At 39.9% G+C, this 1,805-nt stretch carries 2 protein-coding genes; one reads left to right on the forward strand and one right to left on the reverse strand.

Translation table 11 applies throughout. The features are described from left to right. Positions 1 to 204: 204 nt before the first annotated feature. On the reverse strand, positions 205 to 876 hold the full coding sequence (gene prsW / locus WB217_RS10295; protein WP_423993123.1) for a glutamic-type intramembrane protease PrsW: 672 nt from the start codon (positions 874 to 876) through the stop codon (positions 205 to 207). Positions 877 to 1,024: 148 nt separating this feature from the next. Here prsW and WB217_RS10300 point away from each other — a divergent pair. After that, on the forward strand, positions 1,025 to 1,805 hold a 781-nt coding region (locus WB217_RS10300), incomplete at its 3' end, for an asparaginase (protein WP_423993125.1).

Raw genomic sequence — 1,805 nt, forward strand, 5'->3', positions numbered from 1 at the left:
CAGCCCTTTGCTCGATACCGCTGAATCGTACTACTGCCAAAATCAATGCCAGCGCGGCCATCAATTTCAAGATTGACCGATAATTCTTCATTGCATGCAACCCCCAAGATGTGAACTTTAAAGATTAACTCTATTTTTTGTAAAGAGATAACTTTTATTCCACAAAAAGAAAAAACTCTCCATTTTTAATGAAATGGAGAGTTTTTATATTGGATAATGCCTTTCGATATGCTTTAGTGTCAGGATCCTTGCTTTTTTCACTTTTCTTAACCCAAGCCACCATAAAAATATCATAAAAGGAACCATAAGCAGCAGCCAGTCTTCCCTTGTCATCAGAATATAATCATAGATTCCATGCAGGAGAACGGGTACAGTTAATGAAAGTACAATCCATTTTTTTATTGAATGCTCGGAGAACTTTGCCTTTCCTAAATAATATCCCATAATCACACCAAACAGTGCATGGCTGGATACGGGCAGAAGTGCTCTGCCGATTGCATCCTGAAGTCCGTTCGCAACGAGGTAAAAGATATTTTCCGCTGTAGCAAAGCCTAATGACACAGATGCACCATAGATAATTCCATCGTATGGTTCATCAAAGGCGATGTGCTGAAAAATGGTATAATAAAGGATGAACCATTTAAAGAATTCTTCCAATAGGCCAACCGTTCCAAATGCTTTTGTAAAGTCCCCTTGCAATATACCTTCAGCAGCAAGAACATATTGGATGAACATAAGTGGAAATACGAGCAGTGCTCCAAATAAAAAGGTTTTAGATACAAGGGATAGGGGTTCTGAATCATATTGATCCTTTAAATAAAAGTAGCTTAACAGTGCCAGCCCGGGAGCGACACCAGCAGTAACTATTCCCAGCATGCGCTGACCTCTTTTCAATTTGTTTTTTTAATCGTATCATGATATTAGAAGAAAGAAAATGGATTATTATTCTTTCTCGACAGGTGATTCGGAGGTAGAAGTCTTGAAAAAAAACATTTTATTAATTCATACTGGCGGTACCATTTCGATGAGTGAAGATACTAGCGGCTCCGTCAAGCCGGGCACAAATAATCCATTAAAAGAAGGGACAAGCCTTCTTTCAAAACTTGCTAATCTCGTGATAGAAGAGCCATTCAATCTTCCCTCCCCGCATATAACACCAAATGAAATGATGCAGTTAAAGCAGTTAATCGAACAGTATGAGCAAACGGGTACTATTGAGGGAGCAGTCATAACCCATGGTACGGATACACTTGAGGAAACAGCATACTTTTTAGATCTGACAATCCAGGCTAGTTTTCCAATTGTCGTAACCGGCGCAATGCGTTCAAGCAATGAATTAGGATCAGATGGACTTTATAATCTAATTTCATCCATAAAAGTAGCTTCAAGCGATGAAGCTAAGGGTCAAGGTGTACTGGTAGTCCTGAATGACGAAATCCATACAGCGCTGAATGTGACCAAGACACATACGAGCAATCTTTCCACGTTCCAGAGTCCTCAGTATGGCCCAATAGGAATTGTGACTAAAAGAGGTGTGCATTTTCATCACACTCCTACTAAACATGAAAACTATTCTATAACTGATGCTGAAAAGAAAGTTGTGCTGATTAAAGCCCATGCCGGAATGGACTCTTCGCTACTGAAGGCTATTCTTGGTCTGGAGGTTGATGGGGTCGTGGTTGAGGCATTGGGTCAAGGGAATCTTCCTCCAGCAGCACTTGAGGGTGTTAAAGATTTAATTAAAAACAACATTCCTGTCGTCATCGTTTCACGAAGCTTTAACGGAATTGTACAGGATATATATG

This window comes from Mesobacillus sp., from assembly GCF_049588175.1.
Taxonomy (GTDB): Bacteria; Bacillota; Bacilli; order Bacillales; family Cytobacillaceae; genus Mesobacillus.

Coding starts and splice junctions, on each gene's coding strand:
- prsW (WP_423993123.1), bottom strand. CDS start 876: ATGCTGGGAATAGTTACTGCTGGTGTCGCTCCCGGGCTGGCACTGTTA.